The following is a 24,154-nucleotide window of genomic DNA, read 5'->3' on the forward strand; positions in this document are numbered from 1 at the left end:
AAAATCCCGCCCGGGTATTTGTCCCGGGCGGGTGTCATGTCACGATGTTATTTGTCGGAAGGCTTCGGCATTTGATCGGTCATTGCAGCCATCATTTCAGTACACTGCTCCATCATCGGACCCATCTGGCTCATCATCTTCATCATACCCATCATGCCCTGCATATCCCCCATGCCGGAATTGCCGTCATGCTCCATCATCGGGGATTGCATGTCCGGAGTTTGGGCTTCCTGGGCATAAAGGGCTGTTGTCGCCAGTCCCGCGACCATCATTGTGGCAATAGCGGTGAGTTTGATTGACTTACGCATCTTTAACATTCCTTTCGGTTGTGGACTCATGTCCCGACTGCGGAGTTAAAGACGCTATATTTGCGCCTGATGCAGCCGGGGACCTTCCGGCCTCATTGCCGGGAAGACTGTTTTTCGGGATTTCATCGGAGGAAGGGGCGATATCGCTGGCGCTCTTTTTCGACGAACAGGCCTTTTTGTTCATGCATAAACCCAGCGCACACATCGCTACGCACGGCAGAACGGAGAGGAGCAAAGGCGCGATGCCGGCGGCAACCAGCCAGCTCCAGTTAAATGCAAGTCCGGCGACAAGTGCGGTTCCTGCCAGCACGAGCAAACCGCGACGTCCCTTCAGGTAGTATCGAACGGCATGAACCACGTCATGTCCAAGCGAGGTATTGCCGGATTTGGTCCGTTGTATTTCAGTCATAGGGGATCCTTCCTCAATCGGTGTAGATGTGGGTTTCAAGAAATTTTATCATCTCTACTGTCGCCCATTCGGTCGGTCCGACAAGTCGACCAAGCTCGCGGCCGTTCCTGTCAATCAGAAGCGTCGTCGGTAAACCGGGGATACCCAGAGCCGTCGTGGTTTTCATGGTTGGATCGATGAAGAAGTCCAGATTCCGGATACCGATTTCGGTATAGAAATCCTGCACGACATCCACTCCGGCCCGGTCGATCGACAAGGCAACGACTTTGAACTCCGAACTGCCGAGTTCGGCCTGCAGGGCATCCAGAGTCGGCATTTCCTCCCGGCATGGAACACACCAAGTAGCCCAGACATTCAGCAAGACGACCGTTCCCTCGAAATCACTCAATGTCATGGGTTGACCTTCGACGTTTTCGAACCCGAACTCGGGAAGAGGCCGGGGAGCATCATGCATGACAAACGAGCGCTGTTGACTCTGCCTTACATTGTCCGCTGCCTGATCGGTGACATTCTTCTCGTTGCGTAACGAAACTATGGTCAATGTGGTAACAACCACCAGTATGATGCCAGCGGCAAACCCCACTTTCAGGTTCATATGCACTAAGAGGCTCTTCATCGAGGTGCCTCCGCAGTTCCGGCACCTGAGGCCTCATTACGCAATTTTTCGACCCTTGGCAGAATGGTCTCGGCCATCACTTTTTCCGTCACCGGCCCGACATGCTTGTATGCAATGTTCCCTTTCGCATCGACAACGAAGGTCTCGGGGACGCCATAGACGCCCCAGTCGATCGCCACACGTCCATTAATATCCGCGCCGGTTCTCGTATAGGGATCACCAAGACTATCGAGCCATTCTGCAGCGTCGTCAGGTTGATCCTTATAGTTCAGGCCATGCAGTGGGACGGTGCCGTCGCGAGCCAGTTTCATAAACACGGGATGCTCTTCGCGACACGCAACACACCAGGAGGCAAAAACATTGACCAGCGACACCTCACCTCTGATATCTGTACTCGACAAACCTTGTGTTCGACCTTTTACCGGTGGAAGGTCAAATTCCGGGACCTGTCTACCCAACAGGGCAGAGGGGAGTGTGTTGGGATCAAGAGTTAATCCCTTCGCTAGGGCCACACCCAATATCAATGCTATGCCAAGCGGTAAGAAATAGATCAGCCGGTTGAACCGTTTCTGCGGGCGATGTTCTTTGGGGACTGCAATCATCTCGCCCTCCCGTCTTTAAGATTGAGATTGTGCTGGAATTCGCGTTCTTCGTCCGACCAGACACTCTTGATATAACCGAGTACCGCGATGATCTCCTCATCACTCAGCACATCCTCAAATGCAGGCATATCGCTCTCATACCCCGGCACGACAGCGCCAACCCCGAACTTGGTGATCGCAAACAGTTCCTGATCGCTATGGCGCCATGTGTGGCCACTGGCATCGTGTGGCGGCGCGGGCATCCGCCCGGTGTCAAGGCGGCGCTTCCAGTTTTTCTGCCCCTCAAGATTTGAGCCATGACACGATGCGCAAAATTCAACATAGTCATCCTTGCCCAGTGCTATCTGTTCCGGAGTGAGCGGCTTTTCGAGAAAAGTCAGATTCTCGGGCTTCGCGCTGGCATCCATCACGCCGAACAACAAAGCCATGCCGACGCCAGCCATTAATCCGGTGACCATTGATCCGGGCGATACCGCACTCATTTCCCGCCCCGAAGATATTTAAACAACGCGAGAACGCTCATGATCAGGATCGCAAGGATCAGAAGAAACACAAGACCGCCTCCTGCCATCATCAGCATCATCATCGGGCCACCCATCATCGAACCATCCATCATCTGTCCAAAACACTCATTCATTGGCGTAAACGGCAATGCCGTCCTCTCCGAACGCATAGGTTTTCAGCGTCCCGGTTTTTTCACGTGCCATGCCCGGCGCATTTGGTGGCATGCCGGGCAGCGTGATACCCGTTATATCCGGGCGTTCATCAAGCATCCGTTCAATGATCTCGGCGGGAACCAGCCCGCTTACGACATATCCGTCAATCTCGGCCAAATGGCAGCCCAGCCCTTGCTCCGGGACACCGGCGGCAACGGATCGCTTGTCGAAATCGCGATCATCGACACGGGTAACCTGATATCCATTGGTCTCAAGATATTCGCCATAGGCATCACAGCATCCGCAGTTCGGGTCCCGATAGATTGTGATCGATTTGCTTCTCTCACCAGCTACTGTCACGTTCGTTTGCGCCTCTCCTTTTCCCGGAGCAAACATTGTAAATGCAGCACTTCCGGCAACAGCCAGAATCGCAACACCTGTCACAATCACTAATTTTCTCATCTGTTTCTCCATCATCATATGTTCGCAATGGCGGTCCACGTCCTGCCACCGTCTGGGCTTTGTAAAACCCCGTCGTTATTCACAATTACGAGATCATCAGCGCGTAGCGGATGAACCGCGAGTGCTGTTGCGATAACTTCTGAACGCTTTAACCAGGTGACACCCGCATCCTGCGATTGCCAAATTCCGGATGGCAATCCGGCATAAAGTGTGGCCGGTCGCGATACCGCACTGACCAGCGCACTCACAGGTTCACCCTCAGGTAAGGGTACTTTGGGAGTTGCCTGCTTTCCGGACGCAAGAGCATCCATGGCATCGCCCGGCTGAACATCCTGCCAACGGCAGAAACAATCCGGCACACGCGTTACACCGGTATCGGTTCCGGCATATAGCCAGATCCCACCCATTCCGGTTGCCAGATCGACTGAAGACAGTGCTGTCAGATCTCGCTCGGCATTCGCTAACCATGGCCGGTCCATGACAAACACCCATGACTGACCAGCATCATCGCTCTGCCATAAGCCGTCACCGCGAATGGCGGCATATATGGTATCTGGGTTTGTCGCCGCAGTTGTGATGGCAGTGACTGCCGCTTTTGGCAGTCCTTGCCCACGTACGTCCCAACTTTTCCCGCCATCTACAGACAGAACAATCCTGCCGGTATCCAGACCACCAATAACTCGGCCCGGCCGTTCCGGATGTGTTGCAAGTGTGAGAATGGAACCTGCCGACATCTCCGGCAATGTTATCCAGTTTCGATCCCTATCGCGATACAGAAGCAATGACCCGCGTGCAATAATCAGCGCATTGCTATCAAAAGCAATTGCACTGTTTGAGCTTTCACTAACCGCGGCAAGGGTTGTTGCTGGCAACAGGTAGAGGCCAGCACATGTCACGAGACCGCGAAGCAGCGCACGTCTGGAAACAGAGCCCGCGACTATGGTATTTCTTTTCATATGCAAGTTTCTCAAGGAGTTGGAGCATCAGAACGTAATCCGAATCCCGCTCACAATGATCCTATAAGGTTTGATCTTCAGAGGCCGGGCACCAGTAAAAGCGGGACGCTCAAGGCCGGGGCGGATTGCCGCCTGCTCGTTGAGTGAAGCTGAAGCTATGCTTTGGTGCATGTCGCGACTGCGCCAAGAAATACCGACCAAAGCCGACATTTTGGCACCCGTAGATCGGAAAACATGATTTCCAACCTTGTCTGAAGAAGCTGTAAGGCCCACAACAAAAATTGCGGGCACGAAGCATGTCATGAGAAATCGCGGTGATGCCCCATGACACTGATATCCTCAAACCAAAACGGATTAAGGAGATATCAGTTCAGAGTGTTGGTTCTGGGAGGGAATGGATCGGGAGAGTTTGAGCGGCCGGTAAGGCTGCCTGTCGGCCCGAAATGCTCGACTGAGGCGAGTGCAGGTATTGCAACTTGTACAGGCGAAATTGCGATAGTTGATACCTGAGGGCACGCAATATCGCAGTCCGGCATGATGTCGCCGCTGCCAGAACAATCCTGACAATTGTCCATTGCCAATTCCGCCATCGGCATCCCGACCTCCATAACAGCAGCATTGACCGTCTGGAAACTTGTCCCGACGGCAAAAGCAGCTATCAAAAGTATGGTCAAAAACCTGATGCGATTGAGCATGGTTTACTTCTATCCCAAGGATGCGATGCTGTCTATATCGAACTACAGTAAATCCTATTGCTGCACCTCTGTGCCCATATCCAGAGACTAGGAGAATTGTTGGGTTACGCAGCATTTAATAGGATTTGATTGTGCTTCATCTATAAATTGATTGTTAGCAAGTCATACCCGCAGATTAGTGAATAACTCAGCACAACAGGTTGTTCATCTGTAGCGCATAACGTGATTTCATGGCGACGAATGCAGTAATCTATTGTTTTCACCTTGCTGATGGCTCAAGCAGCAGATGTAAATTCGTGAAATAGTCTGTCTTTGCCACAATATTGCCACTTGACCGCATTGATACATCAAGATAACCATTGCGCTGCAACATTGTGATAGGATTCTCCTTTTGCGGATCATCTCGTGCATACTTTCGGTTATCATCGCGTTGACAGTAATGCTGTCTGGCGCTGAGGCCGTGCATGCCAAAGCCGCTGATATTAACAGTGGCCATCACAGTGTTGTCTCCGTCATGGCTGACAGTAGTTCTCACACACAGGATCCATCGCACAACGATGTTTGTGGCATGGCTGTTTGTGGTCCCTATGTGCAGCAAATGTCTGGTAACTGGAACGCTGCACCTGTTTTGTTGTCTGTAAAGTACTGGGCAAAAGACAGAACGCTCTCGCCTGCAGAGCTTGATGTTAGCGTCAAACCTCCCCGCACCTAAGATATTCAGTTCCTTATCTAAACTGCATTCGTGACGTAATCTGTCGCTATGAGTCCGATCACTGACTCTGTGTAAGGTTTGCGTAACGAGATCCTTTATACTGAATTATCTCGGGAGCATTTTCATGCCCAAATACACTACTTCTGTCCTTCGCCTTGCTGTTGCTTCCGCCCTTGCTATGGGTAGCCTTGCCGGTATCCAGACTTCTGCATTTGCTGGTGCAGGTCATAGTGGCGGTCATAATGATGGCGTCGAAATCGGAGCGCCTGGCGATATCTCTGATGTTCGCCGGACAATTCGGATCACGATGGAAGACAATTTCTATGACAAGGAAAAGATTGTTGTTCGCGGCGGCGAAACCGTTCGTTTTCTAGTCGAAAACAAGGGTGAGTTCGTTCACGAATTCAACATCGGCACCGCAACCATGCATGCTGACCATCAAAAAGAAATGATGATGATGATGGAACACGGGGCCCTTGAAGTAGACAAAATCAACATGGACATGATGGAAATGGACATGGGGAACGGTGAAACCATGAAGCACAACGATCCGAACAGCGTACTTCTGGAGCCGGGTGATTCTGCCGAGGTGATCTGGACCTTCCCGAAAGACGCAGAACTTGAATTTGCGTGCAATGTACCAGGCCACTACGAGAGCGGCATGGTCGGTAAAGTTCGCCTGCAGTAACCACTGCGCAGGGTCTCGCGCCAGAGGGAATCCCTCCCTGTTGCCTCTGGCGCACCTCAACCATCGGAGATCATGAGAATGAGAAAACTTCTTGGGCGTGCCCTTTTGGGGGCGCTAAGCACTATTGCTGTGTCAACAGCAGGGTATGCGGCAACCTATAATCTGTCTGTCGATTACGTTACCATCGACACAGGTGATATGAAAACCAAAGCAATTGGCTATAACGGGTCCTCGCCCGGTCCGACCTTGCGCCTCAAAGAAGGCGAAGATGCCGTCATCAACGTGACGAACAACCTGGACGAGACTACATCTATCCATTGGCATGGGTTGATCCTTCCCTACCAGATGGACGGTGTGCCGGGCATCAGCTTCACCGGGATCGAACCGGGCGAGACTTTTACCTATCGCTTTCCTGTCAAACAGAGCGGGACCTATTGGTTTCACAGCCACTCTGGCTTCCAGGAACCAGATGGCGCTTACGGCTCAATTGTTATCGAACCCGAAAAACGCGAGCCATTCAAGTTCGACCGTGAATATGTCGTTGTTCTGAAAGACAAGCACCCTCATTCCGGGGCGCGTATTCTGCGCAACCTAAAGATGATGCCGGACTACTACAACCGTAACCAACGCACGCTCGGAGACTTCATCTCCGACGTTTCGGAAAACGGTTTGGGAGAAACTCTCTCTGAACGTGGAGACTGGGGCAGCATGCGCATGATGCCAACAGATATTGAAGACGTTCAGGGCTTCGTCGGCCTCATCAATGGTAAATCACCGGAACAAAACTGGACCGGACTATTTGAGCCAAACGAACGTGTGCGCCTGCGCTTCATCAATGCATCGGCCATGACTTACTTCGACGTCCGCATTCCGGGACTTGAAATGACTGTTGTCCAGGCTGACGGCAACAATGTTCAACCGGTCAAGGTTGATGAATTCCGCATTTCGGTTGCAGAAACATACGACGTGATTGTTCAGCCGACAGCTGAAAAGCCGTATGCAATCATGGCCGAATCAATGGGACGCTCGGGTTATGCATTCGGATCGTTGTCGCCGCAAGAAGGGTTGAAAGCTGAAATGCCAGCCAGACGCATGGACGCTCCGTTGCTGACAATGGCGGACATGGGAATGGATCACGGTAGCATGGCCGGAATGGATCATTCTTCGATGGGCAGTGGTAACGAGAACGGTATGGCTGGAATGGACCATTCGAATATGGCCGGAATGGATCATTCTCAGATGGGAATGTCCAAAGATGATCCCTTCTATGCCGCTGGAAGTGGTTTGACACCAAAAGCAGCCAATGGCGGAAAGTTCCTCTCCTATGCCGACCTGAAGGCACAGAAGCCTTTGTACCCTGAACGGCCTGCAACGCGTGAAATTGAACTGCGCCTTACCGGAAACATGGAACGCTATACGTGGTCAATCAATGGCGTCAAATATGAAGATGCAGAACCTATCCGCTTGAAATATGGCGAACGGGTGCGCTTCAAGTTCGTCAATGAGACCATGATGTCACACCCGATGCATTTGCACGGGATGTGGTCAATCCTCGATACTGGCAACGGTAAATGGGATCCGGTTAAACACACCATCAATATCAACCCTGGCATGACCGTTTATTCGGAAACCGAAGTTGATGAACCTGGGCAATGGGCTTTCCACTGTCACCTTAGCTATCACATGGCTTCTGGCATGTTCCGAAAAGTGGTTGTAGAGGGCGGTCCAGCCGTCGCGGCACTTGAGAATGGAGTTCAATAACAATGAAAACACTAACTTTGGCCGCGATTGGTGGTGGTGTTCTTTCCACGATCCTGTCCTTCTCGTTCACTGCCAAAGCAGACAATCACATCTTTTATGGCATTCAAATGGAGCAGTTTGAATACCGCTCTGGTGACGAAGGGGAAAATCTTTTCGTTTGGGATGGTGATGCATTTGTTGGCACCGATGAACTGAAGTTACGTTGGCAAGGCGAAGGCGAGCGTGATCTCAAAAACGACCTTTACGAAAACTTCGAGAACAGACTGGTCCTGCAAACACCAATCAGCGACTTTTTCGATGCCAAAGCCGGTATTCGTCTGGATACGCCAAGCACAACAGATCGTTGGTATGGAACCGTTGGAATCATGGGGCTTGCTCCTCAATGGTTTGAAGTCGACGCTGATCTGTTTGTCAGCGAGACCGGAGACGGCAGTGCGCGGCTTGATGTTGAGTATGAAGGCTTGCTGACCAATCGTTTAATCCTCACACCTTCGCTTGAGCTGAATGCTGCGTTCTCTGACGATCGCGAGATTGAGGTCGGACGCGGGTTTTCAAGCGCAGAGATCGGACTGCGGCTTAGCTATGACCTCATCGACCGTGCCGTTGCACCGTATATCGGGGTTGCCTATGAGCGGAAACTCGGCAAAACCGCAGACTTTGCAAAAGATGACGGCGAAGATTACGAGGCAACTTACCTCGTAACCGGTCTCCGCCTTCTTTTCTAAGCATCACACGACAGGGAGGACTTTCCTCCCTGTCTGTTTTGCCGAACCTTCTCAAGGAACCTAACTACAATGATGGAAATCGTCCACGATATGGGGCATCGCTTGACGCACTACATATCAAGCGATGCACACTGGTGGGTTCATCTTGTATTCCATTTGGTGGTGTTTGGGGTGCCGGTTGCGCTAATTATTATTCTCAGCGCGACGGGATACAGGGCTTTAAGACGCCGCAGATCTGTTCTTGCGCAACAGGCTCAAAAGCCCTCGGCAAAGAGCGGAACAGCGCTCCTGCAGTACATATTCAGAGCTTCATGGAAGCGGCAGATAAAACTGGGGCTACTGGCGACGGCCTCTTTGCCGGCTCTTTACATGAGCCTCGAGCTTCCGAAGTTGATCATCAACAACGCCATTGAGTCAGGACATTTTCCAGTTACCTATTTAGGAATGGAGTTCTCTCAAACGATGGCTTTACTTACTCTCTGTCTGCTTTTTTTATTGGCGATTGGCGTGCATGGCTGGCTGAAATATCAGGTTAATTTGCAATCCGGTGCGCTGGCAGAACACATGTCACGCCGCCTACGGCTTGATATTTCAAAATTCAGCTTTCGAAAGCCATCCCCCAAAGGAGGGGAATTGATTCCGGTTATTGTGCAGGAGGTAGAGCCCGTAGCTGGATATGCTGCAGAGTCGATTGTGCTGCCTTTGTTACAAGGCGGTACATTCCTGACGATTCTGACTTTCATGCTCGTGCAAGATTTGGTTTTGGGCATCGCCGCAACCGCACTGTTGCCGCTTCAGATTTTTGTCATCCCCAGATTCCAGAAGAAAATTAATGCTTTGTCTCGAACGCGGCTGAAGGAAGTCAGAGTTCTCGGCGAGAAGATAGGGAACATCTCAAACGATAACCAGCCAGGTGCCCGGGATATTTACGGGTCATACAAGCGACTTCACGACCTTCGTCTCTCTATCCACAAGAACAAGTTCGCCATGAAGTCTTTAAACAATTTCATATCACAGATGACGCCCTTCTTCTTTTACACAATTGGAGGGTATCTGGTGATAAAAGGCGATCTCACGCTCGGGGCTCTAATCGCAGTATTAACTGCATACAAAGACATGGGCGCTCCGCTAAAAGAGCTCTTTCGCTACTATCAGGCGCAAGCCGATGCTCACGTCAGATACTCCGAAATCAAACCTTACATCTCAAAGGAAATCAACAGTACGGACAACCGGCTTGCAGATGTAACGGTTCTGTCTGAAGTCGGTTAAAAAAAACGTCCCCTTAATTGAGGTAGGTCAACGTAACTCGATATTTAAGGGCATAAGTGTTACGTTACTGCCCAAAGGAAGTTTGATCAATGAATGCACAGCAAGCACTAATACGCGCCGTACTGATCCTGCTCGTCGGGATGAGCGCTATTATGCTTGCTCCCCATATTGCAGTCGCGTCGACTGGATCTTTTCCTGCGCATTCTGCAGAACTCAATGGTTTTGACGTTGAACACCAGCATGACCTGGCTTCGTGCTGCCCTCAGGTTTCTTGTCACTCCACATCAGCGGTCCTTACCGAGATTATCCTACCGGTTTCCGAGTTTTCCCATGTACAGAACGGGATAGAAGAAGTGTCCCTTCAGCCGGTATCTCGGTCATGGATTTTCCAGCCTCCCATATCCTGATCCTCCCGAACAAATAGCGAATAACTGTTCTGGGTTCTGCACCTGCCGATGGCATGCGTACAGATTGAGCCTTGGTGTTCTGCACCATGCTGCTTTCAGACGGAACAGTCATACCTAAAGGTATTTATGGGATGGCGAAGAGAAATGGAAAATATTCTCAGTTGGTTGCTTTGGGGAGCCTTCATCATATTGATGATGCGCTTTGGTTGCGGTGCTCACATGTTTGGGCACAAAAAGCACACCCACAATAAGAAACAAGCGGACGGTCAGGCTGAGGCAATCCGATGGGAGCACCCTCAGTCCGCCGTTGACCCGGTTTGTCATAAAACTGTCGATCCGCGCATCGCCAAAACAGCCATTTATGGCGGTGAAGTATTCTACTTCTGTTCAGACACCTGTCGTTCGAAATTTGAAGTGTCGCCAGATACCTATGTCGATGGCAGCGCAATTAGCCGACAAACTCACGTATCGCCAAGCTAGTTCAGCGAAATCAATAGGCGGCAGCAACAGGACCAGGGTTGACTAGTTCCCTTGGTCTCACGTGTCTTCGAATATTTGATACATACGCATAAAACAAAGGCCCGAAGAAAATGAAAAAACAAATCAATTGGCCAAAGTATTTGGTTATCGGTTTTTTCGCAGTAGGGATCATCGCCATGACCCTGAATTCGTTTCTGCCCGGGAAAGATGACATCAAAGATCTTGAACTGACTGATAGCGGGATTGCGCTCCCCAGTTTCAGCAAGGAAGCCATGGTAGGAAACCAGCTTTTCGATATGAACTGTGCTGCTTGTCACGGAGGCAATGCAACAGGCACAGAGCAAGGCCCGCCGCTGATGCACAGAATCTACAATCCGGGACATCATTCAGATCGCGCATTCTATCTAGCTGTTCAAAACGGGGCAAAACAACATCACTGGCCCTTTGGCGATATGCCAGCCCAGCCTCAGGTCAGTTCGGAACAGGTAGCACGGATCATTCGTTATATACGCGAGCTGCAAGAAGCAAACGGCATCGCGTACCAAAAACACCAAATGTGAGGCAGGAATGGATCATCAGGCAGAATACAAGAAAAACAGTATCTCGCTCCTTGGCGCCATATCCATGGGCACCGGTGTTATGATCGGAGCAGGAATTTTTGCTTTGACCGGACAAATTGCCGAACTTGCAGGAAAGTGGTTCCCGTTGTCGTTCCTGTTTGGCGCACTTGTCACTGCTTTTAGCGCATATACCTACATCAAGATGTCCAATGCTTTCCCGTCTGCAGGCGGGATCGGAATGATCCTCCAAAAAGCATACGGGCCGGGAGCCATAGCAGGCGGCGCAGCATTGCTGATGGCCTTTTCGATGGTCATCAACGAGAGTTTGGTCGCAAGAACATTTGGAACCTATGTTTTGCGGGCGTTTGACCTGACAGAGCTTGAAGTTCTTATACCGGTATTGGGTGTTTGCCTGATAATTTTTGCATATGCTGTTAACAGAGCTGGCAACAAATCGGTTGGCCTGTTTTCAATGGTCATGGCCGCGTTGAAGATCGGCGGCATTGCATTGTTTGCAATTGCAGCGCTGTGGGCTGGTGGATACTCGTTCGAGCCGTCATCACCCGACGGCGCGAGCTTTCCATTGGCCGGTTTTGTCGCATCAATTGCTCTTTCAATTCTGGCCTTCAAAGGGTTCACAACGATCACAAACAGTGGTGCTGAAATCGTGAGCCCTCATAAGAATGTGGGTCGTGCGATTACGTTCTCAATCCTGATTTGCGTTGTCGTATATATTCTCGTGGCGCTTGCTGTTGGTTCAAGCCTTGACTTGGACGAACTGATAAAAGCCAAAGACTATGCCCTCGCCCAAGCTGCACAGCCAGCATTGGGGCCCATCGGATTTTATCTGACTGTGCTGCTCGCAGTCGTTGCGACGGCGTCCGGTTTGCTAGCAAGCGTGTTTGCGGTGTCAAGAATGCTCGCGATGCTGACCGATATGGAGATGATCCCGCATAGTCATTTTGGAATGTCGGGTTCAATCAAAGACCACACACTTGTTTACACGGTTGTCGTGGCAGCGCTGTTGACAATCTTTTTTGATTTAAGCCGGATCGCTTCACTTGGCGTGTTTTTCTATCTGGTCATGGATGTGCTCATCCACTGGGGATGCTTTAAGTACCTACGACAAGAAATAGGAGCACGCGGCTTTGTTATGATTACAGCGATTGTCTTTGACATCATCGTATTGATCGTTTTTGCCGGCATGAAATTGCAAAGCGACCCATCCATTGTTCTCATTGCAACTTTGATGATCGTTGCTGTGTTCATTTTTGAACGTTGGTTCCTGTCAAACTGGATAAACCAGTCGGCCAAGGCGCACAGTCACGATCACTCAGGACATTGATAAACCGCAGTGACATTGCGGCATAACAGCAGGAAGCAGACCATGTCTGAGCATCATCATAAGAAGCACCAGCATAATCACAAAATGTCTGATCAATCAGGACACGCGACGGATCCTGTTTGCGGTATGTCGGTCACAGTGGATGCCGATACACCACGCTCGAGGTACGGCAGTGAGACATATTATTTCTGTTCGCAGAAATGTAAGGGCAAGTTCGATAGCTCTCCTGAGAGCGTATTGTCCACTGAGGAAGAGGCATCTGCTGCAAACAGCGCTTCGTCATCGACTTCGGGTCGCTACACCTGCCCGATGCATCCAGAGATCATACGATCCGAACCTGGTTCCTGTCCGATCTGCGGAATGGCACTGGAACCGATGGATACACCAACAGAAAATGACGAACCAAACCCCGAGATTCAGGATTTCAAAAAGAGATTCTGGTTAGGCGCAGCTCTTACGGTGCCGCTGATTGTTCTAACGATGGGGCCCTTTGTTGGTTTGGGTTTCATCCGGGAAATGATTGGAGAACGCGTTACTCTTTGGGTTGAGTTGGTTCTCGGAACGCCTGTTGTCCTGTGGTCCGGCTTCCCATTCATGGTTCGTGGATGGCATTCTGTGGTGAACCGTTCTCTCAACATGTTCACATTGATCGGGATGGGTGTTAGCGCAGCTTATATATTTAGCGTCGTCGCAGTGATTTCTCCTGACATTTTTCCTGATGGATTCAGAGATGCACAGGGACATGTCGGTGTGTATTTCGAAGCTGCAGCTGTCATCGTTGTCCTTGTGCTTCTTGGCCAACTGTTGGAATTGGGGGCACGGGAACGAACCGGTTCGGCAATCAAGGCGTTATTGGGTCTTGCTGCAAAAACAGCCCGCATTATTGAAGATGATGGTTCTGAACGAGAAGTTCCTCTTGAAGATGTGACCGTCGGAATGAGCTTGAGGGTTCGTCCAGGTGACAAGATACCTGTCGATGGCGTTGTCGTTGAAGGACGGTCGTCAGTTGATGAATCCATGATTTCGGGTGAACCCGTTCCAATTGAGAAGAATCCAGATGATGATGTCACCGGAGCAACAATCAACGGGAATGGCAGCCTGATCATCCAAGCCAAACGGGTTGGCAAAGATACTGTCTTGAGCCAAATCGTTGATATGGTCTCCCATGCTCAGCGAAGCAAAGCGCCAATCCAAAAGGTTGCAGACACGGTTGCAGGCAAGTTTGTGCCTGCTGTTATCCTGGTTGCTTTGATCGCCTTCGTCGCTTGGGCCATCTGGGGACCAGATCCGTCACTGTCATACGGGCTTGTCGCAGCAGTCGCTGTTCTGATCATTGCGTGTCCTTGCGCTCTTGGTTTGGCAACACCAATGTCAATCATGACCGCTACCGGTCGTGGTGCGCAAATTGGTGTGCTCATTAAAAATGCAGAGGCCCTGGAGCGATTTGCGAAGGTCGATGTGCTCATCGTCGATAAAACCGGGACTTTGACAGAGGGTAAACCGAAACTAGCAGGTGTAATCGCTCAATCAGACTATCAGGAGGAGGAAGTTCTTTCTGCCGCTGCGGCGCTCGAAAAAGGATCCGAACATCCATTGGCTGACGCCATTGTTAGTGCTGCTCAGGAGCGCGGCTTGTCCCTTGATAAGGCAGAGGACTTTGAAGCTGTAACCGGTCAGGGCGTCACCGGAAAGGTGGATGGCAAGTCGGTTGCCCTAGGTAATAGTAAACTCCTTCAGACTCTCAATATCGATCATTCTGCTGTTGATAAAACAGCAAATGATCGGCGAGATATGGGGGAGACGGTAATGCATGTCGTTATTGATGGAAGAATTGCCGGGCTCATTTCCGTAGCCGATCCGATCAAGGACACGACGTTGGAGGCTTTAAAGGCGCTCAAGAAGCAAGGCTTCAGAATCGTCATGGCAACCGGTGACAACCAACGAACAGCAAAATCCGTTGGCAATAAACTTTCCATTGACGAGATTCGGGCCGATGTCTCCCCAGAAGACAAAGCCAATTTAATTATGGAACTCAAGGCTGAAGGCCATCAGGTAGCCATGGCAGGTGATGGCGTCAACGACGCCCCTGCTCTTGCTCAGGCTGATGTCGGAATTGCGATGGGTACGGGCGCTGATGTTGCAATTGAAAGTGCTGGTTTCACCCTCGTCAAAGGTGACTTGAGCGGGATTGTTAGAGCCCGAGAACTCTCGGAAGCAACGATGCGCAATATCCGGCAAAACCTCTTCTTTGCGATGGTCTATAACGCAGCCGGTGTGCCTGTTGCTGCGGGTCTGCTCTATCCGTTCTTTGGCATTCTCATCTCACCAATGTTTGCAGCTGCAGCCATGAGCTTATCCTCGGTATCAGTCATTGCGAATGCACTGAGGTTACGTCGAGCAAGTTACTAGCATCCCAATATTGACTGATTGGGCGAGGGGTGAACCAGACAAGGCTGACTTTAATACAAGACAGTTCACCCCTCGCCCATTTTAAATGACATACCAGCCAGCACTCAGAACTTTAAATCTCTTCTGATCCGTTCCCAAAATTCATCTGTCGGCTTTTTACACTTGGTAGCCAGAAATCTATTTTCACCTTGATAATTTCGGGTATACGGATTTAATGGTTGATGGGGCACCTTCACCCCATCAATCTGATACCACCCTCAGATGGTTGATAGATCGACTCCGTAGTTGAGTTCCTCTGCGAAGTCCGGCAGTCCGTAACCGATGGTTTTCTTGTAGAAAGGAGAGACCTTCGCAGTCGGTGCCTTCTTCTTGTGCTTCGTGGTGTAGAGCATTCGTGCCCGCATCACCTCGAAGGAGTAACCGCGCCCTTCACGGTTCTTGTCCTTGGCCAGTCGGTTGATGGACTCCGTGTAAGCGTTGGTGACGGGCATGTCCGTCTCGAAGTAGGTCATGGTCTCTTCGCGCCAGTTTCCCACTGCCCTGACCAGATCGCTCCAGACTTCCTTTTGGCCCTTCGGGATGGTGGCTATCCACTCGTCCAGGGCGGCTTCTGCCTGGAGCCGTGTGGTGGCGTCCCAGATGCCGTAGAAGCGCTCCTTGTGCTCGTAGGCGGCCAGCAGTTGCGGGAACGCGCCTGTCCAGGTCTCCATGATGAGGCGCTCCCGGTCTGAGACTTCGTGAGCGCGTTTCAGCAGGATTTTCCGGTCTCCCTTGAGAGTCCGGCTCTGGGACGGTTTCAGCTCCTTTCTGAGGCCCTTGCGCACTCTCTCTAGGGCATCGTTGGCCATGCGCACCACATGGAACTTATCGACCACGATACGGGCCTGGGGCAGCACAGCCTTGACCGCTGCCCGGTAGGGGTTCCACATGTCCATGCTGACGATCTCGACCTTCTGCCGGTCTTTCAGCTTCATCAGGTAGTTGGTCACCACGTCCTGGCGGCGGGTGGCCAGCAGGTCGAGCAGGGTTCGCTCCTCAATGTTGGTCAGAATGCAGCGGTAGCGCTTGTTCAGGTATAGCTCGTCAATGCCCAGGATGCGGGGCGTCTCGAAGCGGTGCCAGCGCCCCAGGAACTCGGCGCGGGCGTTGAAGATGTCGCGCACCGTCTTCTCGTCCAGGCCGGTCTGTGCCGCCACAAAGGTGTAGGGGTGGTTGAAGGATTCCTTCTCCACGTACTCATGCAGCCGCAGTGTCATACGGAATCCGTCCACCATCTCCGGTAGCTGGGGCCTGAATGTTGTCTTGCAGGCCCGGCAGGTGTATCGGCGGCGGACCACCCAGAGAGTGACCCGCTTGCCGTGGATGGGCAGATCACGATAGGGAACGTCACGCTTGCCGAACCGTACGAACTCACCCTGCACGCCGCATTCCTCGCAGGCGATGGGATCGGGCACGTCCACCTGGAAGTGCATTTCGTCGTCGGTTGATTTGCAGCCCAGTACTTGGTATTGCGGCAGGTGAAGGATGTTGTCGGGAAGTTCGGTCATGGTGTTGTATAGGCGTAGGTGTCAGTCAGATCCATCCGGCTCGGCATTGGTGTTTGCTTTTTTACCCAACAAGCTGCTGGAAACGAAAAGTAAGGCACCGAGGACAATTGCAATATCAGCCAGGTTGAAGGCCGGCCAATGCCAGTCTCGCCAATAGAAATCAAAGGAATCCACAACATAGCCGCGAAAGACCCGGTCAATCAGGTTGCCCATGGCGCCACCGAGGATAAGACTGTAAGCGATGGCTTCTCCTTTATGACGATTTTCAAGGATCAGCTTGATCAGAAAAATCGAGACCACTACCGCGATTCCGATAAAAAAGTAGCGCTGCCAGCCTCCACCATTCGCAAAAAGACTGAATGCGGCACCGGTGTTCCATAGGTGCACCCAGTTAAAGAACGGGGTCACCGAAACATACTCGCCATAGGCCATTGATTGCTGCACCAGCCACTTTACAGCCTGATCAGACGCTGCCAGCAGGCCCGATATGGACAATAGGGCATACGGCGAGAGCTTTTTGCCAATAATGAGCATTATTTAACCCTTCAACGCCAAAATGCGTCTGGCACCGTTAAGTACAATGCCCCCCGCGATGGTGCCGATAATCAGATCCGGATAATTGGAACCGGTCCACGCGACCAGGGCGCCGGCGGTGATGACCCCCAGGTTGATCACCACGTCGTTGGCCGAGAATATCCAGCTTGCCTTCATGTGCGCCCCGCCTTCCCGATGTTTGGATATGAGCAGCAGACAACTGGGATTGGCAATCAATGCGACGAATGCGATAGCCATCATCACCAGCGATTCAGGCTCACTACCGAATACAAAGCGTCTCACCACCTCTACGAGCACGCCCACAGCCAAGATCAGTTGCAGTACACCAGCAAGATGCGCGGCACGTACCTGCATTTTCACGCTATGTCCAACCGCATAAAGGGCAAGCCCGTACACCGCCGCATCGGCAAAATTGTCCAGGGATTCTCCAATCAGGCCGGTGGACTGGGCGATCAGACCGGCAGTCATTTCCACCACGAACAGAAGTGCATTGATGCCGAGCAACCAGCGCAGGGTCCCGGATTCTTGCTTAGCAGAAGCTGCCGAAAACTCGGCGGCCTTGATGGTCTCCGGATTTGCAGCGACGGTTTCCTGAAGCGAGGCGCCTAGCCCCAAGGTCTTCAGTTTCGAGGTGACGGGCTCGACCTCGCCGTCATGCACGACCTTCAGCCGGCGGTTCGACAAGTCGAAGGACAGCGCCCGAATCTCCTCAAAGCCGTTCAGGGCTAGGCGAATCATTCGTTCTTCTGATGGACAGTCCATCTTCGGCACGGCATAAACACTGACCCATCTCCCTGGCGCCTCGGAGGAGGCCTGTATATCGGTATCCGCTGCGGACGTTGCATCACCGCCACAGGCACCACCACAGGATTTGCTCATGATACGACTCCACTTGAACAATGTTGTGGTACCATTTAAAACTATAAAGCTACTATAAGGTCAATAGAGTAAAGAATCCGTTGGGGAGGAGGCTGATGCGCATTGGTCAGTTGGCGCAGTTGGTAGGGGTCGAAACACAGACGATCCGCTTCTATGAACAGCAGGGCTTGTTGCCGCCGCCTGATCGGCAGGACAACGGTTACCGTGTCTATACCGAGAAGCATGGTGAGGGGCTGGCCTTCATCCGTCGCTGCAGAATCCTGGGCCTGTCACTGGCTGAGATTCACGAACTACAGAGCTATCAGGACGATCCTCATCAGCCTTGTACCGCCGTCAACGCCTTGCTCGATGATCACATCTCTCATGTGCGGTCGCAGATAACCGCTCTGCAAGCGCTTGAGAAACAACTCGTTTCACTGAGAGCGAGTTGCAACGATGACCGGGAAGTTGAGGCGTGTGGGGTTCTTGCTGGAATTAGCGAAGGAAACATGCACCAGCAGTAGGTGAAGCATCAACCAGATAATCCGATGAGATGCCGGTCTGTCTCACTCTCATGCAAAGGTAAGATCAACCATTTAATCCGCTTACCCATAATTTCGAGTTTACGCACTGATAGATGCAATCCTGTATATTTACATTGTAGGGTTACATACATGCGATCATCATCAATTGGCCAATCTATTTTCATCGAGTCAGTGTTGATGCATTTATCTTCTAACCGCCTATACAATTTGACTGAACAGTTTTTGTATGAACAAAAATAATAATATACTTGTATTTACTCTTTTAAATCAGAGATCTGAATAATAACGAACTATATTAAATGTAATATAAATAATGCTGGCTGTGCCGGTACATCCATGTCCCAAAGATCATGATGCACCGTCTGGCGCACCCACTGGACCTGACCAGTCTCAAGGCTGAGTGCCACGATCGACGAGGAATAGGTTTCCACATTTTCATCGCGGTTCATGCCCAACTGATCAGGGACCTTGTTGCCCAGCGGCACGTAAATCATCCCAAGCGCCTCGTCCGCACTGGAAACCGACCAGCTGTTGGGCGAATTGGCGGTATAGGTCTGATCATCGGGGATCGGTTCGGTTTGTTCCGGATTACCGGAATCCCAGTTCCAGATCAGCTCGCCAGTATTGATGTCATAGGCGCGAATAACGCCAGACTGCGATTTGGTGGAATAGTTGTCATTCACGGCCCCGCCAATGATGATCTTGCCATCAGCGGCCACCGGCGGCGACGTTGAATAATAATAGCCCGCCGGATTGTAGGGCATGTTGGTTTCCAGATGCACCGTGCCCTCATCCCCGAATGACGGGCAAATTTCACCCGTTGCCGCATCAAGGGCGATCAGACGTGCATCGGATGTCGGCAGGAACACACGTTCGGTGCACGGGCCGGTTTCGTTGGTGGCCGCATCCTTGTAATAGGTGACACCCCGGCATGTCTGATGCTGACGGTCGGGATTTTGCGGAATACCCGGATCAAATTTCCACTTTTCCTGTCCGGTTTTAGCATCAATCGCAATCGCCCAACTGTGCGGTGTGCAAAGATACAGCGTCTCGCCGATCTTAAGCGGTGTGACCTGATAGGTGGTTTCAGGCACGTCACTTTCGCGTTTCAAATCACCGGTCTGATAGACCCAGGCCTGTTCAAGCGATGCAACATTATCGGTATTGATCTGATCAAGCGGTGAATAACGTTGCCCATAGCTCGTTCGCCCATAATGATGCCAATCGCCATTCGGCACGGAGCCCCCATATTGCGGGTTGTCGACAACCTTACTGGTTGGCAGGGTGCCCTCGATTGCATTGGGATTGTTCATCATCGAATAGACCGCAACGATCACGGCGATGACAATACTACCTTCAAGCACAAAGGACCGAACCGGTGTCGCATTCTCGCTTGCGCTGTCCTGATCCTGCGACGCCCGGACCAAAGTTTTGCGGAAAACAGGCGTCATCAGCCAAAGCCCGACAACAATGATCAGACCGCCGCGCGGGGCCAGTTGCCACCAGTCAAACCCGGCCTCCCACACAGCCCAGACCAGGCTTGCGAGTGTAAACACGCCATAAAACGGCAACAGAACGGGCTTGCGTGAAAAGGCCAGAAAGCTTGCAAACAGGAAGGCCAATCCGGCAAGCGCGTAATAGAAGCTCCCGCCGACCGCAATCAGCCATGCACCGCCAACAGCAAGTGCAAGACCAATCAAAGCCAGAAGGCCTGATGTCACTAGATTAATCATGGGGTAACCCTCGGCTAAATGAGGTCGCCAACCGTCATCAAAGACAGTGGACCGGAACTTGAGTCTTCAAAGGGGTTTATCCACAAACGCCTGAAAACCTTGCAAGTTCCACCGAGGACAAAAAAATCCCACCGTCAGACATGAGCCGGTGGGATGCGTTGATTGCGGTGCGTTCGCAATTAGTGGTGGGTTTCGATCACCATACCGCTTTTGACAACCTCGGTAATCGTCACACCCAGATTTTCATCAACGACAACCAGTTCCCCGCGGGCGACCAGACGGTTGTTGACGTAGATATCAACCGGCTCCCCCACGCGGCGGTCCAGCTCAAGCACGGCACCACGGGTCAGGCGCATCAATTGCGCGACCTGGATCTGGCTTTTGCCAATCACCGTTGACACACGCACAGGCACGTCATAGGCCGCCCCAATGTCAGAGGCCCCCATACGTACGCTAAACGGGTCCTTATCGTCGTCAGCCATGATTTCGCGCCATCCCGTCAAATCGAAAGAATCGTGAAGCTTGTATCTTAAAGGTGAGCTTTGAAAAAAGTGTTAGCAAGCCCAATCTGATAAAATCGACGATTGCTGATCGGTTCTGAAAATGTATCAGCACAATTTTACTGTCGTTTTTTGTATTATATTGCCCTAAACAGATGACGATTCCGGGCCAAACTTGGCCAAAAAGTGATCCAACCAGACATCAGGATGTTTCATGCCTTATGACCGCCAATGGGTGGCCGATGCCATCAGCACGATTGAAGCCGATTTCAACCGGTCTGCCGATACCCATCTGATCCGCCTTGATCTGCCAAAGCTTGGTGACATTGGCCTGTACCTTAAAGATGAGTCGACCCATCCGTCCGGCAGCCTCAAACATCGTCTGGCGCGATCGCTGTTTCTCTATGGGCTGTGCAATGGCTGGATCAACAATGACACCCCGATCATCGAGGCATCCAGTGGCTCGACCGCCGTGTCAGAGGCCTATTTTGCCCGCCTTCTTGGCCTGCGCTTTATTGCGGTGATGCCGAAATCCACATCACAGCAAAAAATCGATCAGATCGCCTTTTATGGCGGCGAAAGCCATCTGGTCGATCACAGCGGTCAGATTTATGAGGAATCGCAACGTCTGGCGCGCGAGCTGGGCGGCCATTACATGGACCAGTTCACCTATGCCGAACGCGCGACCGACTGGCGCGGTAACAACAACATCGCCGAAAGCATCTTTGATCAGCTCAAACGCGAACCCCACCCCATTCCACGCTGGATCATTGTCGGCGCCGGAACAGGCGGCACATCATCGACCATCGGGCGCTATATCCGTTATGGCCGAAGCCTTGGTCAGGGCTGTGAGCTTTGCGTGGCCGACCCGGAAAACTCGGTTTTCTATAATGGATATGAAACCGGTGACTGTTCGGTCACCAACAGCAAGGGATCGCGCGTTGAAGGCATTGGTCGCCCGCGTGTCGAACCCAGCTTCAACCCGACCGTGGTCGATCGCATGTATCGCATCCCAGATGCGGCCAGCTTTGCGGCCCTCTATTATCTAAAAAAGCATCTTGGTCGGCGCTGCGGCGGATCGACAGGCACCAACCTGATCGCGACCCTGTCGCTGATCTCGGAAATGAAGAAAGCCGGTCAAACCGGGTCGGTCGTGACCTTGCTCTGTGATGGCGGGGATCGCTACTGCGATACCTATTACAATCCCGACTGGCTCAAGGCGCAGAACATCGACCTGACACCGTGGACAGATGCACTCGACCGCTTTGACGAAACAGGCCTCTTTGACATGCCGCTTGATCATTGCAGCGGTTACGCCGGGCGTTCGGCAACCTAAGCCTCACCAATCTGCGAACACAAAAAAAGACGGGCGGTTAAACCGCCCGTCAGTCTTATCAGGGGAAGCTTCTCAGGGAGGAGAGACAGTCCTTAGCCGGTCACCGCAATCTTGCGCGGTTCGGGCTTCTGTTCTGCTACCTTTGGAAGAGTAAGCAACAGAACACCGTTCTTGAAGGATGCGGTAATATTGTCGGCATCAATGGTGTCATTCAGGCGGAAGGACCGCTTGAAGTTGCCATAGCTACGCTCGACAACATGGGCGCCATCCTTGCTTTCACGGCTGAATTTCTTCTCGCCGGTGATGGTCAGAACACCGTCAAGCACTTCGACATTGACGTCGTCCTGTTCAACGCCCGGGAGTTCGGCGGAAAGTTCAAAGTGATCTTCGCCGTCATAGATGTCGATCCGCGGGCTCAGCAACGGTTGGGTCACTTCGCCTTCTTCGGAAGATACCTGTGCCGACGGGGCTGCACGGTGACCAAAGATCGAACCGATCATGCGGTCAACGTCACGGGAAATAAGAGTGAAAGGATCACCGTAAGTCGGTGCAGAAGACGGACGACGGGATCCATTAAGAGTCTGAAGACCAGTCATTGTAGTACCCTCCATTACAGACGAGTATTCTTGCGCCATCAGTCCAGACCAGGCTGCAACCTTGACGCGTATCGGGGCACCATGCCCCTTTCCAATCTTGAGATAGATCGGGTGGAAATTTCTGCAAGTGGGTCGATGCATTTTTTTGCGAATTTTTGATTTTTTCTGATCGGCTGCTTGGAAAACTCCCTTCTGGCATTCCATTCCCTGGAAAAATTCAACACGACGCTGGCGCCCGCCCCGCCCTCGGATTAGCTTCATCCCATTGATTGGCGCACGCGCGTCACTGTCCGAGTTAAAGGAACGCATATGAGCACTCTTTTCACCCCGCTTTCACTGGGCAAGCTATCCCTTGATAACCGCATTATCATCGCACCGATGTGTCAGTATTCCGCCGATAACGGCAAGGTCACCCATTGGCATGACATGCATCTGGGCAATCTGGCGCAATCGGGTGCCGGTCTTCTGATTATCGAAGCCACCGCCGTCGAACCGGAAGGACGCATTACCTATGGCGATGTCGGCCTGTGGGATGACGAAACCGAGGCAGCACTTGGTAAAACGCTTAAAGCTGTGCGCAGCCATTCCGACATGCCGATTGCGGTTCAGTTGGCCCATGCCGGGCGCAAGGCATCTTGCGAAAAACCGTGGCTCGGGGGTCATGCCCTTTCCCCGGATCATGAAAATGGCTGGCAGGTCTCAGCCCCCTCTGCCCTGCCATTCCGTGACGGCGACCCAATCCCTGAGGCAATGACAAAATCACGCATTGCAGACGTCATTCAGGCCTTTGTCGAGGCGGCTGAACGGTCCGTACGGCTGGGCTTTGACGCGATTGAAATTCATGGCGCGCATGGTTATTTGCTCCATCAATTCCTGTCACCGCATGCCAACAAGCGTGACGATGAATATGGCGGTTCGTTTGAAAACCGCACCCGCATCGTGATCGAAATCTATGACGCCATCCGCAAGGCCGTTGGCGCCGACTATCCGCTGGGCATCCGTATTTCGGCAACCGACTGGGTCGAAGGCGGCTGGGATATTGATCAAAGCGTCGCGCTTGCCAAACTCCTCAAGGACCGCGGATGTGATTTTATCGACGTTTCGTCAGGCGGCCTTCATATCGATCAGCAAATCCCGCTCGGCCCCAATTATCAGGTGCCGTTTGCCGCCCGCATCAAGGCCGAAACCGGCATGACCACAATTGCGGTCGGCCTGATTACCGAGGCCGAACAGGCAGAAGCCATCACCTTTACCGGGCAGGCCGATGCCATCGCCCTTGCGCGCGGCATTCTGTATGACCCGCGCTGGCCGTGGCATGCCGCCGCAACGCTGGGCGCCGAGGTCAAGGCAGCTCCGCAATATCTGCGCTGTCAGCCCAGAACGCTTAAAAAGCTGTTTGGCTGACACCTTTTGAATTCATCAAA

27 protein-coding genes are annotated in these 24,154 nt (G+C 52.1%); 11 read left to right on the forward strand and 16 right to left on the reverse strand.

Annotation, left to right across the window (positions count from 1 at the left end; translation table 11 throughout):
• Nucleotides 1-47: 47 nt before the first annotated feature.
• From TH4_RS14210 to TH4_RS20675, 10 genes are all read right to left on the reverse strand, one after another.
• Nucleotides 48-308 carry a hypothetical protein gene (locus TH4_RS14210; RefSeq protein ID WP_063093933.1) on the reverse strand — a complete coding sequence of 87 codons (261 nt, stop codon included), beginning with the start codon at nucleotides 306-308 and terminating at the stop codon, nucleotides 48-50.
• Nucleotides 301-717 (reverse strand): hypothetical protein, encoded by a 417-nt coding sequence (locus tag TH4_RS20815; RefSeq protein WP_197464517.1) that lies wholly within the window; start codon nucleotides 715-717, stop codon nucleotides 301-303. The genes TH4_RS14210 and TH4_RS20815 overlap by 8 nt, the downstream gene beginning before the upstream one ends.
• Before the next feature lie 13 nt (nucleotides 718-730).
• Entirely contained in the window at nucleotides 731-1,333 is a 603-nt protein-coding gene (locus TH4_RS14220; protein ID WP_245227898.1) for a TlpA family protein disulfide reductase, read from the reverse strand.
• The gene (locus tag TH4_RS14225) at nucleotides 1,330-1,935 is read right to left on the reverse strand and encodes a DsbE family thiol:disulfide interchange protein (RefSeq protein WP_063093935.1); all 606 of its coding nucleotides are present in this window, start codon (nucleotides 1,933-1,935) and stop codon (nucleotides 1,330-1,332) included. Before TH4_RS14225 ends, TH4_RS14220 begins: the two co-directional genes overlap by 4 nt.
• Entirely contained in the window at nucleotides 1,932-2,417 is a 486-nt protein-coding gene (locus tag TH4_RS14230) for a c-type cytochrome (protein WP_063089329.1), read from the reverse strand. Before TH4_RS14230 ends, TH4_RS14225 begins: the two co-directional genes overlap by 4 nt.
• Nucleotides 2,414-2,572 carry a hypothetical protein gene (locus TH4_RS20670; protein ID WP_022733241.1) on the reverse strand — a complete coding sequence of 53 codons (159 nt, stop codon included), beginning with the start codon at nucleotides 2,570-2,572 and terminating at the stop codon, nucleotides 2,414-2,416. The genes TH4_RS14230 and TH4_RS20670 overlap by 4 nt, the downstream gene beginning before the upstream one ends.
• A complete protein-coding gene (locus tag TH4_RS14235; RefSeq protein ID WP_196871077.1) occupies nucleotides 2,565-3,053 on the reverse strand; it encodes a DUF411 domain-containing protein in 489 nt (162 codons plus the stop codon). Before TH4_RS14235 ends, TH4_RS20670 begins: the two co-directional genes overlap by 8 nt.
• 14 nt (nucleotides 3,054-3,067) lie before the next feature.
• Entirely contained in the window at nucleotides 3,068-4,009 is a 942-nt protein-coding gene (locus TH4_RS14240; RefSeq protein ID WP_196871078.1) for a WD40/YVTN/BNR-like repeat-containing protein, read from the reverse strand.
• Between the two features lie 365 nt (nucleotides 4,010-4,374).
• Nucleotides 4,375-4,704 (reverse strand): hypothetical protein, encoded by a 330-nt coding sequence (locus TH4_RS14250; RefSeq protein WP_063089330.1) that lies wholly within the window; start codon nucleotides 4,702-4,704, stop codon nucleotides 4,375-4,377.
• Nucleotides 4,705-4,963: 259 nt separating this feature from the next.
• A complete protein-coding gene (locus tag TH4_RS20675; RefSeq protein ID WP_147252120.1) occupies nucleotides 4,964-5,200 on the reverse strand; it encodes a hypothetical protein in 237 nt (78 codons plus the stop codon).
• A 340-nt stretch (nucleotides 5,201-5,540) separates the two neighbouring features.
• On the opposite strand from TH4_RS20675, the gene TH4_RS14255 reads away from it, so the two are divergent.
• From TH4_RS14255 to TH4_RS14290, 8 genes are all read left to right on the forward strand, one after another.
• Nucleotides 5,541-6,104: a cupredoxin domain-containing protein gene (locus tag TH4_RS14255; RefSeq protein ID WP_083997108.1), complete on the forward strand. Its 564-nt coding sequence runs from the start codon at nucleotides 5,541-5,543 to the stop codon at nucleotides 6,102-6,104.
• A 78-nt stretch (nucleotides 6,105-6,182) separates the two neighbouring features.
• On the forward strand, nucleotides 6,183-7,865 hold the full coding sequence (locus TH4_RS14260) for a copper resistance system multicopper oxidase (protein ID WP_064781635.1): 1,683 nt from the start codon (nucleotides 6,183-6,185) through the stop codon (nucleotides 7,863-7,865).
• Between the two features lie 2 nt (nucleotides 7,866-7,867).
• The gene (locus TH4_RS14265; protein WP_063093944.1) at nucleotides 7,868-8,590 is read left to right on the forward strand and encodes a copper resistance protein B; all 723 of its coding nucleotides are present in this window, start codon (nucleotides 7,868-7,870) and stop codon (nucleotides 8,588-8,590) included.
• A gap of 69 nt (nucleotides 8,591-8,659) precedes the next feature.
• Entirely contained in the window at nucleotides 8,660-9,859 is a 1,200-nt protein-coding gene (locus tag TH4_RS14270) for an ABC transporter ATP-binding protein (protein ID WP_064781636.1), read from the forward strand.
• A gap of 551 nt (nucleotides 9,860-10,410) precedes the next feature.
• A complete protein-coding gene (locus TH4_RS14275) occupies nucleotides 10,411-10,746 on the forward strand; it encodes a YHS domain-containing protein (protein WP_064781637.1) in 336 nt (111 codons plus the stop codon).
• Between the two features lie 110 nt (nucleotides 10,747-10,856).
• On the forward strand, nucleotides 10,857-11,306 hold the full coding sequence (locus TH4_RS14280) for a c-type cytochrome (protein WP_064781638.1): 450 nt from the start codon (nucleotides 10,857-10,859) through the stop codon (nucleotides 11,304-11,306).
• A gap of 7 nt (nucleotides 11,307-11,313) precedes the next feature.
• Nucleotides 11,314-12,651, forward strand: a complete 1,338-nt coding sequence (locus TH4_RS14285) for an APC family permease (RefSeq protein ID WP_064781639.1) — start codon at nucleotides 11,314-11,316, stop codon at nucleotides 12,649-12,651.
• 42 nt (nucleotides 12,652-12,693) lie between these two features.
• Complete coding sequence (locus TH4_RS14290) at nucleotides 12,694-15,060, forward strand: heavy metal translocating P-type ATPase (RefSeq protein ID WP_245227900.1); 2,367 nt, start codon at nucleotides 12,694-12,696, stop codon at nucleotides 15,058-15,060.
• Between the two features lie 257 nt (nucleotides 15,061-15,317).
• Here the strand turns inward: TH4_RS14290 and TH4_RS14295 are convergent, their stop codons facing one another.
• From TH4_RS14295 to TH4_RS14305, 3 genes are read right to left on the reverse strand one after another with little or no spacing between them, the layout of a single operon-like run.
• A complete protein-coding gene (locus tag TH4_RS14295; protein WP_004574636.1) occupies nucleotides 15,318-16,607 on the reverse strand; it encodes an ISL3-like element ISPpu12 family transposase in 1,290 nt (429 codons plus the stop codon).
• A gap of 21 nt (nucleotides 16,608-16,628) precedes the next feature.
• Entirely contained in the window at nucleotides 16,629-17,141 is a 513-nt protein-coding gene (gene lspA / locus TH4_RS14300) for a signal peptidase II (protein ID WP_004863699.1), read from the reverse strand.
• A gap of 3 nt (nucleotides 17,142-17,144) precedes the next feature.
• Entirely contained in the window at nucleotides 17,145-18,041 is an 897-nt protein-coding gene (locus TH4_RS14305; RefSeq protein WP_064781641.1) for a cation efflux transmembrane domain-containing protein, read from the reverse strand.
• Nucleotides 18,042-18,136: 95 nt separating this feature from the next.
• On the opposite strand from TH4_RS14305, the gene cadR reads away from it, so the two are divergent.
• A complete protein-coding gene (cadR, locus tag TH4_RS14310; protein ID WP_004364961.1) occupies nucleotides 18,137-18,544 on the forward strand; it encodes a Cd(II)/Pb(II)-responsive transcriptional regulator in 408 nt (135 codons plus the stop codon).
• Nucleotides 18,545-18,855: 311 nt separating this feature from the next.
• Here cadR and TH4_RS14315 read toward each other — a convergent pair whose 3' ends face one another.
• Nucleotides 18,856-20,298: a PQQ-binding-like beta-propeller repeat protein gene (locus TH4_RS14315; RefSeq protein WP_245227903.1), complete on the reverse strand. Its 1,443-nt coding sequence runs from the start codon at nucleotides 20,296-20,298 to the stop codon at nucleotides 18,856-18,858.
• Between the two features lie 179 nt (nucleotides 20,299-20,477).
• Nucleotides 20,478-20,780 carry a flagellar motor switch protein FliN gene (gene fliN / locus TH4_RS14320; protein WP_040823589.1) on the reverse strand — a complete coding sequence of 101 codons (303 nt, stop codon included), beginning with the start codon at nucleotides 20,778-20,780 and terminating at the stop codon, nucleotides 20,478-20,480.
• A 232-nt stretch (nucleotides 20,781-21,012) separates the two neighbouring features.
• On the opposite strand from fliN, the gene TH4_RS14325 reads away from it, so the two are divergent.
• Entirely contained in the window at nucleotides 21,013-22,134 is a 1,122-nt protein-coding gene (locus TH4_RS14325; protein ID WP_064781642.1) for a PLP-dependent cysteine synthase family protein, read from the forward strand.
• 92 nt (nucleotides 22,135-22,226) lie between these two features.
• On the opposite strand, the gene TH4_RS14330 is transcribed toward TH4_RS14325, so the two are convergent.
• Entirely contained in the window at nucleotides 22,227-22,730 is a 504-nt protein-coding gene (locus TH4_RS14330; RefSeq protein WP_064781643.1) for an Hsp20/alpha crystallin family protein, read from the reverse strand.
• Nucleotides 22,731-23,039: 309 nt separating this feature from the next.
• On the opposite strand from TH4_RS14330, the gene TH4_RS14335 reads away from it, so the two are divergent.
• Nucleotides 23,040-24,134, forward strand: coding sequence for an NADH:flavin oxidoreductase/NADH oxidase (locus tag TH4_RS14335; protein ID WP_064781644.1), 1,095 nt, complete (start codon nucleotides 23,040-23,042; stop codon nucleotides 24,132-24,134).
• Nucleotides 24,135-24,154: the final 20 nt, after the last annotated feature.

The sequence above is a fragment of the Thalassospira tepidiphila MCCC 1A03514 genome (genome assembly GCF_001662875.1).
Taxonomy (GTDB): Bacteria; Pseudomonadota; Alphaproteobacteria; order Rhodospirillales; family Thalassospiraceae; genus Thalassospira; species Thalassospira tepidiphila.

Coding starts and splice junctions, on each gene's coding strand:
- TH4_RS14210 (WP_063093933.1), bottom strand. CDS start 308: ATGCGTAAGTCAATCAAACTCACCGCTATTGCCACAATGATGGTCGCG.
- TH4_RS20815 (WP_197464517.1), bottom strand. CDS start 717: ATGACTGAAATACAACGGACCAAATCCGGCAATACCTCGCTTGGACAT.
- TH4_RS14220 (WP_245227898.1), bottom strand. CDS start 1,333: ATGAAGAGCCTCTTAGTGCATATGAACCTGAAAGTGGGGTTTGCCGCT.
- TH4_RS14225 (WP_063093935.1), bottom strand. CDS start 1,935: ATGATTGCAGTCCCCAAAGAACATCGCCCGCAGAAACGGTTCAACCGG.
- TH4_RS14230 (WP_063089329.1), bottom strand. CDS start 2,417: ATGAGTGCGGTATCGCCCGGATCAATGGTCACCGGATTAATGGCTGGC.
- TH4_RS20670 (WP_022733241.1), bottom strand. CDS start 2,572: ATGAATGAGTGTTTTGGACAGATGATGGATGGTTCGATGATGGGTGGC.
- TH4_RS14235 (WP_196871077.1), bottom strand. CDS start 3,053: ATGAGAAAATTAGTGATTGTGACAGGTGTTGCGATTCTGGCTGTTGCC.
- TH4_RS14240 (WP_196871078.1), bottom strand. CDS start 4,009: ATGAAAAGAAATACCATAGTCGCGGGCTCTGTTTCCAGACGTGCGCTG.
- TH4_RS14250 (WP_063089330.1), bottom strand. CDS start 4,704: ATGCTCAATCGCATCAGGTTTTTGACCATACTTTTGATAGCTGCTTTT.
- TH4_RS20675 (WP_147252120.1), bottom strand. CDS start 5,200: ATGGCCACTGTTAATATCAGCGGCTTTGGCATGCACGGCCTCAGCGCC.
- TH4_RS14255 (WP_083997108.1), top strand. CDS start 5,541: ATGCCCAAATACACTACTTCTGTCCTTCGCCTTGCTGTTGCTTCCGCC.
- TH4_RS14260 (WP_064781635.1), top strand. CDS start 6,183: ATGAGAAAACTTCTTGGGCGTGCCCTTTTGGGGGCGCTAAGCACTATT.
- TH4_RS14265 (WP_063093944.1), top strand. CDS start 7,868: ATGAAAACACTAACTTTGGCCGCGATTGGTGGTGGTGTTCTTTCCACG.
- TH4_RS14270 (WP_064781636.1), top strand. CDS start 8,660: ATGATGGAAATCGTCCACGATATGGGGCATCGCTTGACGCACTACATA.
- TH4_RS14275 (WP_064781637.1), top strand. CDS start 10,411: ATGGAAAATATTCTCAGTTGGTTGCTTTGGGGAGCCTTCATCATATTG.
- TH4_RS14280 (WP_064781638.1), top strand. CDS start 10,857: ATGAAAAAACAAATCAATTGGCCAAAGTATTTGGTTATCGGTTTTTTC.
- TH4_RS14285 (WP_064781639.1), top strand. CDS start 11,314: ATGGATCATCAGGCAGAATACAAGAAAAACAGTATCTCGCTCCTTGGC.
- TH4_RS14290 (WP_245227900.1), top strand. CDS start 12,694: ATGTCTGAGCATCATCATAAGAAGCACCAGCATAATCACAAAATGTCT.
- TH4_RS14295 (WP_004574636.1), bottom strand. CDS start 16,607: ATGACCGAACTTCCCGACAACATCCTTCACCTGCCGCAATACCAAGTA.
- lspA (WP_004863699.1), bottom strand. CDS start 17,141: ATGCTCATTATTGGCAAAAAGCTCTCGCCGTATGCCCTATTGTCCATA.
- TH4_RS14305 (WP_064781641.1), bottom strand. CDS start 18,041: ATGAGCAAATCCTGTGGTGGTGCCTGTGGCGGTGATGCAACGTCCGCA.
- cadR (WP_004364961.1), top strand. CDS start 18,137: ATGCGCATTGGTCAGTTGGCGCAGTTGGTAGGGGTCGAAACACAGACG.
- TH4_RS14315 (WP_245227903.1), bottom strand. CDS start 20,298: ATGATTAATCTAGTGACATCAGGCCTTCTGGCTTTGATTGGTCTTGCA.
- fliN (WP_040823589.1), bottom strand. CDS start 20,780: ATGGCTGACGACGATAAGGACCCGTTTAGCGTACGTATGGGGGCCTCT.
- TH4_RS14325 (WP_064781642.1), top strand. CDS start 21,013: ATGCCTTATGACCGCCAATGGGTGGCCGATGCCATCAGCACGATTGAA.
- TH4_RS14330 (WP_064781643.1), bottom strand. CDS start 22,730: ATGACTGGTCTTCAGACTCTTAATGGATCCCGTCGTCCGTCTTCTGCA.
- TH4_RS14335 (WP_064781644.1), top strand. CDS start 23,040: ATGAGCACTCTTTTCACCCCGCTTTCACTGGGCAAGCTATCCCTTGAT.